The sequence below is a fragment of the Mycolicibacter arupensis genome (assembly GCF_002086515.1).
In the GTDB taxonomy this organism is placed as follows: Bacteria; Actinomycetota; Actinomycetes; order Mycobacteriales; family Mycobacteriaceae; genus Mycobacterium; species Mycobacterium arupense.
Map to the genome: position 1 here is coordinate 23943 of NZ_MVHH01000044.1, position 8748 is coordinate 32690.

7 protein-coding genes are annotated in these 8748 nt (G+C 68.1%); 3 read left to right on the forward strand and 4 right to left on the reverse strand.

Annotation, left to right across the window (positions count from 1 at the left end):
- Window positions 1-11: 11 nt before the first annotated feature.
- Window positions 12-2378, reverse strand: coding sequence for an AAA family ATPase (locus BST15_RS16815; protein WP_046189232.1), 2367 nt, complete (start codon window positions 2376-2378; stop codon window positions 12-14).
- Between the two features lie 91 nt (window positions 2379-2469).
- On the opposite strand from BST15_RS16815, the gene BST15_RS16820 reads away from it, so the two are divergent.
- Both BST15_RS16820 and BST15_RS16825 read left to right on the forward strand, forming a co-directional pair.
- Window positions 2470-2970 (forward strand): TspO/MBR family protein, encoded by a 501-nt coding sequence (locus BST15_RS16820; RefSeq protein ID WP_046189231.1) that lies wholly within the window; start codon window positions 2470-2472, stop codon window positions 2968-2970.
- 44 nt (window positions 2971-3014) lie between these two features.
- Window positions 3015-4148 (forward strand): TIGR03857 family LLM class F420-dependent oxidoreductase, encoded by a 1134-nt coding sequence (locus BST15_RS16825; protein WP_046189230.1) that lies wholly within the window; start codon window positions 3015-3017, stop codon window positions 4146-4148.
- 10 nt (window positions 4149-4158) lie between these two features.
- Here the strand turns inward: BST15_RS16825 and BST15_RS16830 are convergent, their stop codons facing one another.
- Window positions 4159-5166, reverse strand: a complete 1008-nt coding sequence (locus tag BST15_RS16830; protein WP_046189229.1) for an oxygenase MpaB family protein — start codon at window positions 5164-5166, stop codon at window positions 4159-4161.
- A gap of 215 nt (window positions 5167-5381) precedes the next feature.
- On the opposite strand from BST15_RS16830, the gene BST15_RS16835 reads away from it, so the two are divergent.
- Complete coding sequence (locus BST15_RS16835; RefSeq protein ID WP_046189228.1) at window positions 5382-7595, forward strand: molybdopterin-dependent oxidoreductase; 2214 nt, start codon at window positions 5382-5384, stop codon at window positions 7593-7595.
- A gap of 26 nt (window positions 7596-7621) precedes the next feature.
- Here the strand turns inward: BST15_RS16835 and BST15_RS16840 are convergent, their stop codons facing one another.
- Together BST15_RS16840 and BST15_RS22165 are read right to left on the reverse strand one after the other, a co-directional pair.
- Window positions 7622-8248: a chymotrypsin family serine protease gene (locus BST15_RS16840; RefSeq protein ID WP_046189227.1), complete on the reverse strand. Its 627-nt coding sequence runs from the start codon at window positions 8246-8248 to the stop codon at window positions 7622-7624.
- A 96-nt stretch (window positions 8249-8344) separates the two neighbouring features.
- Window positions 8345-8748, reverse strand: a 404-nt coding sequence (locus BST15_RS22165) for a hypothetical protein (protein WP_207572054.1), incomplete at its 5' end; no start/stop codon positions are given.

An 8748-nucleotide genomic window follows, 5' to 3' on the forward strand; every position in this document is an offset into this window, starting at 1 on the left:
GGCCCCTGGCCTCACCGGCGCTGGCACCACGCCAGGAACTCGTCGGCGGTGTACACCGGTTTGCCGTATTCCTGCGCTTTGCGGGCCTTTCCGGATTGCGTGCCCGCCTCGGCGATCACCAGCACCTCGCAGCGAGTCTTGGTCACCGAACGCACCGGAGCCAACCCGGCCGCGGCGGCGCGTCGCTCCATCTCGTCGCGGTCCACGATCCGGCCGGTCGCATCGGCGGCGGTTCCGGTGAAGCAGATACGGGCGCCGGGAACCAGCACCGCGTCGATAGCGCCGGCTGTCGGCGGCGCCTGGTCCAGGCCGGACGCCAGATCGGCGGCCCCCAAGGCCCGCAGCGCCGCACGCAGCCTGACCAACACCGCCTCCGGTAGCCGGGTGCGGGTTGCCGCCAGCACCAGCTGGTCGGCTGCGCCTTGGCGAGCCGCCTGCTCCCAACTGGTGTCCCCGGCCACCGGGACCTGATCGGCCGCGGCGGTGCCCAGCAGAATCGCTCCGAGATCCCGGCTGATCCGCAGCAACGCGGATAGTGCCGGAAGATGTTCTGCGGCAGGGGTTGTGATGCCGGGATCGCGACTGAGCAGGATGCCCGCAAGGGCGCCGGTCTGCTCGGGTTCGTCGAACGGTGCGGAGCCGGCATCCAAATCGACCGCATCGAGGTGCTCCAGGGCGGCCCGGGCTCGTTGCAGGGCGGTGGCCGCGGTGGCACCCCTCCCCCGCCGCTGCAGACCCAGGGGCATCGGGACCACCTGACCCAAGCGCTTGAGTTCGTAGTCGATCAGCCCCAGCGTCTCATCGACTGCGGGGCCTACCGGGGTACAGCCGGCCAGCATCGGCGCGATCACCGCCCAGGCCTGCGCCAACGTGGGCGCCAGCAGCACGTCGGCCACCCCGATCCCATAGGCCTGGCGCGCATCGGCCATATCCCGTTGCGGGTTGATCAGCGTCGACAGGGCCGTGCCGTCATCGAATGCCACCGCCAGCTCCACCGGCCGCGGCCGTGACATCCGGCCCTCCTCGCCCACGGTGAGCAGTCCGATCGCGCAGTAGCGGCGAGTCCCCTCGCCGGCGGATGCGGCCCGCAGGAACCGGGCGATCCGGCGGTCGACCTTCAGATCTTTCGGCAGCACAGGGCGTTTGAGCACCAGGCCCGCCAATGATGTGCAGCGGCTCAGCGCCACATACAGCTGGCCGGTGGAGAACATGCCGCCGGACAGATCCACCACCGATCGGTCCAGGGTTTGGCCCTGGCTCTTGTGAATGGTGATGGCCCAGGCGAGTTTGAACGGCAATTGTGTGTAGGTGCCGACGACTTCGCGCTGCAGGGTTGCGCCGTTGACCATCGGGCGGGTGGCCTCCCAGGTGAATGGGGTCACCGCGGCGATGTCACCATTGGGGAACTCGACTTCGACCACGGCTCCGTACCGGTCATAGCCGACCCCCACGACGCGCCCGATCGAGCCGTTCACCCAGCGTTCGGCCTGATCGTTGTTGAGCATCATCACCTGGGCGCCGACTTTGAAGCGCAGCTCGTCGTCCAGTGGCTTGTCGAACAGGGACAGGTCGCCGGATTCGGTCGCTCGGTGCACCATTTCCTCGCCGGGCAACCGTTCGAGCTGTTGGCGGTTACGCGCCGTCACCAGCCTGTTGGTGGGCGCCAGCGTTAACCAGAACTCGTCGTCGGGCGGCACGAAGTCGGGGTCCACCCGCGCATCCAGGTGCTGTTGGGCGTGTCCGAGTAGGACGCCTTCACGAATCTCGTTGAGGATGGCCGTCATCCGGTCATCGCCCAACTGGCGAAACACCGTCGTCAGCGACACGCTCGGGAAATCCTCCCGGCGAAACGTGTTCGCCGAAAAGAAATATGGCGTGTCGTAGCTTGTCGCGAAGTAGTGCCGCTCCGCCTCGGCGACCACCGGCGGCAGCTGGTAGAGATCGCCTACCAGCACCACCTGGACGCCGCCGAATGGCGCCCCGGGCTGCGGGCCGAAGCGCTGCAGGGCCGCCGCGATCATGTCGAACACGTCGGCGCGCACCATCGATGCCTCGTCGATGATCAGGGTCTGCAGCCGGGACAGTGTGGTGGTGAACCGGCCGGGGCGGTAGTCACCCCCGAGCACGTCGGCCAAGGATGTGGTGGGCCGGAATCCGAACAGCCGGTGGATGGTGTGCCCCTCGACGTTGAGGGCGGCGATCCCGGTCGGTGCCACCACCACCACGTTGCGGTCGGTGGTGGCCATGAAGTGCCGGATGAGCGTGGATTTGCCGGTGCCGGCCTTGCCGGTCAAGAACAGGTGGCGGCCTGCGTCCAGCAGCCCCAGGGCTTCCTGGAACTCCTCGGTCAGCACGACGTTCTTGCTGGCGGCCACCACGGGGGAACCTTACTGGCCGCGGGCCAGCGGACCGGGTTGCGGGCCGCCGCATCCGGGCGCCGAACGTGAGCCGCGCCGCTACAGTGGCGCCATGGCAACGACCTCGTCGAACACCGATAAGCCCCGCTCCGAGCACCTGGCTGCACTGCTGGCGTCGCTGGTCTCGGTGATCGTCGTGGCGACCCTGGGGGGCTATGCCTCCGCGGGTGCCGCGGCCAAGTACGGCACGCTCACCCAACCCTCGTGGGCGCCCCCGAGCTATCTGTTCGGTCCGGTATGGAGCGTGCTGTATCTGCTGATGGCCGTCGCGGCCTGGTTGGTCTGGCGTGCCGACCCGCGCTGGAGCAACCCCGCGATCATCGCCTATGGCGTGCAGTTGGCCCTGAATCTGGTGTGGTCGCCACTGTTCTTCGGGCTGGGCTGGCGTGGCCTGGCCCTGGTCGACATTCTGCTGCTCGACGTCGCCGTGGCGATCACCATCGCGTTGTTCTGGAAGGTGCGGCGCGCGGCGGCGGTCATGCTGCTGCCGTATCTGGGGTGGATTCTGTTTGCGACTGCCCTGAACTACTCGGTGTGGTCGCTGAACAGCTGAGCCGGGCGCTTGTATAACGCTACTCTGCGTAGTGTAATTGCGGAATGCAACGCACCGCACCGCAGGTAACCGAGCACTCGAGCGCGTCGAACGCGGGCCTTCAGCTCAACGAACTCGGCTACTACGCCGTCACCCGGCACCCCGCGGACGCCCGCGTCGTCCTGCCCGAGGCCCGGGCAGCAGAGGCGCTGGGCCTGGGCTCCTGCCACATCGGAGAGCGCTTCACCGTCAAAGACCCTGCGGTGCTCAGCGGCGCTGTGGCGGGCTGCAGCCCGAATCTGGGCATCGCCCCGTCGACCAACCACCACACCCGCCACCCGACGGTGACGGCGACCGTGGGATCGACCATGCACGCCCTGACCGAGGGCCGTTTCGCCATGGCGTTCGGGCGCGGGATGGGCGGGTATTGGCAGGCCATGGGGCTACCGACGGTGACCGCTGCCCGGCTGCGCGACTTCTTCGGCATTCTGCGGCGGCTCTGGGCCGGCGAGCTGATCCTGGACCACGACGGCCCGGCCGGGAAGTGGCCGATGCTGCGCCACGCCAACGGCCTGGGCGAGGGGCCTCCGATCGGCCTGGTGGCGGTGGGCCCCAAGACGATGGAGCTGGCCGGCGAGATCGCCGATTTCGTTGTGCTGCACACGTTCTTCTCCGACCGGGCGACCGAGGCCTCGGTCGCGGCGGTACGACGCGGCGCCGAGCGTGCGGGCCGCGACCCCGACAGCATCCGGATCTGGGCCTGCCTGGCCACGGTCTGCGACTCGTTGTCGCCCGATGATCAGTTGCGCCGCGGGGTCGGGCGGCTGGCCACCTACCTGCAGGCCTACCCCGATGTGCTGGTGTCGGCCAACGACTGGGACCCCGGCGTGTGGGACCGAATCCGCCAGTCGGAACTGTTCACCGACGCCGCTACCGCCGGCCCCATCGATGCCAGTGCATCTTTCGAGACGCTGCAGCGGCTCGCCGAGCTGATTCCCGCCGAGTGGTTGGCCGCGGCAGCAGCGGGATCGGCCCGCGACTGTGCGAAAACCATCGCTCGCCAATTCGACCTGGGCGTGCACTCGGTGATCATGCATGGGGCCAGCCCCCACGAGCTGGAGCCCGTGGTGCGGGCTTACCGGGCCGAGCGGCCCGTCCTGCACCGGGCGGTGGCGGCGAATCCGGGCCGGTTCGCCTGAACCGTGCCGGTCAGTCGACCTTGGGGCAGTAGAAGTGCGGGTCGTTGCGGTAGGCGACCGGCGGCAGGTTGCGCGCCGGGGTCTGCACCAGGGGTGCGTCCACCGGGAGGCGACCGGAGGCCCGGTCCAGCGCCGAGCGCTTCCGGGGGTGCATCAACCATCGCTGCGGCGCGTGCTTACCCACGAAGGTGATCACCTTGCACAGCGCGTCATGCATGCGGGCCTGCCGCGGCGACCAGGTGTAGCCCATCAGCTCGCGCACCGGCTCGTCATACAGCGCCACCGTCATGAACGTCAGGAATCGCTGCCCGACCTTGAGGTTCAGCTTCCACAACCAGTCCGGAAGCCATTCCAGCGACGGGTGCTTGGGCATGGTGGACAGGTCCATGACCTCACGTGCCGCCCAGTTGTTCTCCAGGACGTTGCGGCACATGTGGTCCCAGTACTCTTCGAATTCTTCCCAGGTCTTGGGCACCGGGCGCATGCTCATGCCGTACATGCGGTACCACTGGACGTGCTCGTCGAAGAGTTGCCGCTTGTCGGCCTCGGTCAGTCCCCCGCCGAACTTCTCGGCGGCCAACAGGGTCGACTTGAAGAAGGTCGAGTGCGCCCAGTAGAAGACCTCGGGGTTCAGCGCGCTGTAGCGGCGCCCCTGCTCATCGACGCCGTTGAGGCCGATGTGGTAGTTGCGGATCTCCTCGCCGGTCTGGGGGGCGCGGTAGCCGTCGAACACCACGCCGCCGATCGGATAGATCGAGCGCAGCAGGCGCGGGATGCGCTCGATGAAGAAGATCGAGTGGTCCTTGACCGCCGCGCCCAACTGCGGGTGCATGTTCTGCATGGAGCCGGCCCAGGTGCCCTGGAACAGGCCGGTCCACTGTCCGAAGTATTTCCAGGTCAAGGAGTCCGGGCCCAGGGGTATCGGGGGCGAGTCGTAGCCGTTGTTGCTGACGGGACACCCCGCCGCGATCGGCGTCTGGTCGGCTGCCGGGCAGGTGTCCGACATTTCTTGACTCATGCGCGCGCACTCCCACGTCATCGTTGACCACTTCTGACAACATGCGTTATCAGTATCGGAAGTTTAGGGGGTGTCCGGGTCCGGGTCAATGACGCCACGTGAGTCAAGAAGGCTCTGCTCGAATCTGTCGAGGCAATACATGGTGTCGGCGGTGGCCGCGGTGCCAGAATTCGACCAGGCGCACTCGCACCCACCTCGCGACTAGGGAGACACCCATGACAACGGTCGACTTGCCCCTGTCGGGTCCCCGCGGCAGCCAGGCCCACGGCACCAGTACCACCCATGCGGGCCAGTGCACGCTGTGTGAGGCGCACTGCGGAATTCAGATCACGGTCACCGACGGCAAGGTCAGTCGCATCGAAGGCAACCCCGACGACGTCTTCTCGCACGGCTACATCTGCCCGAAGTCGACAGCGATGGGCGGACTGCACGAGGACCCCGACCGGCTGCGGACACCGATGCGGCGCGTCGGCGACGGCTTTGAACCCGTGGGCTGGGAGGAAGCCTTCACCGATATCGGCAACCGGCTGCGCCGGATCCGTAAAGAGCACGGCAAGCAGGCCGTCGGGATGTATCTGGGCAATCCTGCCGCGCACAGTTCCGCGGCCATCTACGGCCTGCTGCTGCGCGCGGCGCTGATGACGCCCAACTTCTTCTCCGCGTCGAGCATCGATCAGATGCCGCACGAGTTCGCGGCCTGGAAGGTGTTCGGCTCCAACGTGTTGATCCCGATCACCGATATCGACCGGACGCAGCGCCTGGTGATCCTGGGCGCCAATCCCGCCGTGTCCAACGGATCCCTGTCGGTGATGCCCGGCGCAAAGCGGCGCATCAAAGCGGTCCGTCAGCGCGGCGGCACGGTCGTCGTGATCGACCCGCGACGCACCGAGACGGCGAAACTGGCCGACACCCACATCGCGGTACGTCCCGGTGGCGACCTGTTTCTGCTGCTGGGCATGCTGCATGTCCTGATCAACGAGAACCTCTGCGACACCGCGGCCCTTGCCCACCAAGCGGTGGGCCTGCCGCAACTGCGCCGGCTGGTTGCCGATGCCAGCCCCGAGGCCGTCGCCGAGCGCGCCGGCGTCGACGCCGAGACCATCTACGCGCTGGCCCGCGATCACGCCGCGGCCGAATCGGCCGCCCTGTACTGCCGCATCGGCATCTGCCACCAGGAGACCGGCACGCTGGTCAGTTGGCTGGTCATGGTGATCAATGCCGTCACCGGCAACCTGGACCGCGCCGGGGGCACCATGTTCTCCACACCGGCGGCCGACGTTCCGCGCGTGGCGAAATACATTCCGGCGGGCTACGGCGCGTGGACGGACCGTTCCGGACACCACAAGTCGTTCCGCGGCGAGCTTCCTGCGGTCGTCATGGCCGATGAGATTCTGAACCCGGGCGAGGGCCAGATCAAGGCGATGATCACCTGCGCGGGCAACCCGGTGTCCTCGATTCCGCAGAAGGGCCGCCTGGACCAGGCGATGGCCTCGCTGGATCTGTATGTGGCGATCGACATGTACGTCACCGAGACCAGCCGGCATGCCGACTACATCCTGCCGCCGGCCTCGCCGCTGGAGCGCGAAGACGTCGGACTGTTGCTGCCGGTCTTCAGTGTGCGCAACAACATTCGTTACCAACATCGCACCTTCGAGCCAGCTGCCGGGGTCAAGGACGACTGGGAGATCCTCAGCCGGCTCATGCTGGAGCTGCTGCCAGCGCCGCTGCGCGCGGTCCTCGCGCCGGTGCGTAAGCCCCTGATCGCCGCGGCCAGTCCGCTGCGGATGGCGGCCGTCTCCATGGCGACCGGACCCTACGGATGGATCCGTAAGGGCCGCAAGGGCATCACCCTGCGCAAGCTGCGCAACAGTGCTGGCGGCCTGGACCTCGGGCCGCTGCAGCCCCGGCTGCGTGAAGTGATCGGCACCAAAGACCGCAAGGCCCAGCTGGCGCCCGAAGAGTTCATCGCGGCCGCGGCCGCCCTGCTCGCCGGGCCGGCCAGCCCGCCGACCGGCTACGACCTGCAGCTGATCGGGCGACGTCAACTGCGCAGCAACAACTCCTGGCTGCACAATGTGCCGTCGATGACCAGCGGCTCCAACCAGTGCACGCTGCACATGCACTCCGATGACGCGAAGCTGCGCGGGCTGACCGAGGGCGACATGGTGGAGGTGACCTCCGACATCGGCAAGATCGCCGTTCCGCTGCACATCAGTGATGACATGCGACCCGGAACCGTCTCGGTCCCCCACGGCTGGGGCCACCGCAACACCGGCTGGCGCCACGCGGATTCCCTGCCCGGTGCCAACGTCAACGACCTGCACGACCCGCAGCGGGTGGACACCTTCACCGGGACGGCGGCGGTGAACAACACCTGGGTTTCGGTGGCGGCCACCTCGGCGGAGGCGGTGGCGGACAGTCCGGTCTAGCGGTGCCTGTTTCGGACAACGCTGCGTCAGCTTCCGATCGGGACGAATCCGCTTCCCGGGCCGTTGCCGGCGTTGACGTCGTCGAGGATCGCGGCGAACTTGGTCAGGTACGTCATTGTTCCCGGGGCCCGGTACTTCGTGCCTGGGCTCACTCCGAATCCGTAGACCATGCCGACCAGCATCCCGTCCATGGTGACCGGGGCCCCCGGATCACCGGGGTCGAAGTGCTCCCGCATGGTCGTTCGCGGCCAGCTTGCGGAGATGATGCGGTTGCAGATTCCGGGGGTGCCCGGTCCCCATTTGCACACCAGCGCATCGTATTGCGGGTCGGGGCCGATCCCGTTGATCGCGACGCCGAGGTAGTCCGATACCGGAATGAGGTCGGGCTCGTCGAACTTGATCACCGCGTAGCGCAGGTCGGGATTGATGGCGACCACGGTGCCAATGGTGGCGTCTGATCCCGCCGCGGCCACTGGGGCCCCCGGTCCGCCGCACTGGGCTGCCGTGAAGCCCACGATGTCACCGGCCCGGTCGTGTCCGATGGTGGTCAGGGTGCAGTAGTTGGTGCCGTCGACGACGATGACGGCCCCACCGCCCAGGATCGCCATGGCGGCCGCGGGTGGGGCGGCGGGCAGGGCGGTCGCGAAAAGCATTGCGAGAGCTGTAATGAGCCGCCCAGGGGCGTGCTGCACGGGGATTCTCCAGTCGATTGAGCACCTGGCCGACCGCGGTCAGCCCCGATCAACCACTCAGGCGAGTGGGTCCGGGGCGGTTGCGCCATCGACCCCCGGTGTCCCGGGCGTTCCGTCGGCACCGCCGTTGCCACCGTTGCCGCCGGGGTTCTCAGTACTCCCGCCGTTGCCGCCGTCACCACCGGCACCGTTGCCGTTGGGGCCGACCTGGCCGCCATTTCCACCGTTGCCGCCGCTGCCGCCCGCGGTCAGTCCGGCGCCGACGCCGCCGTTGCCGCCGTCGCCGCCATCTCCTCCGGTGCCGCCGTTGGCTGCTCCGCCCGTGCCGCCAACCCCACCGTTGCCTTGTTTCAGGCTGCTGCCGTCAGGACCTTGAGATCCAAGGCCGCTGCCTCCGTCGCCGCCGTCGCCACCGTTGCCGCCTTGACCTGCTGTGCCGGCTCCGCCACCGCCACCCCCAC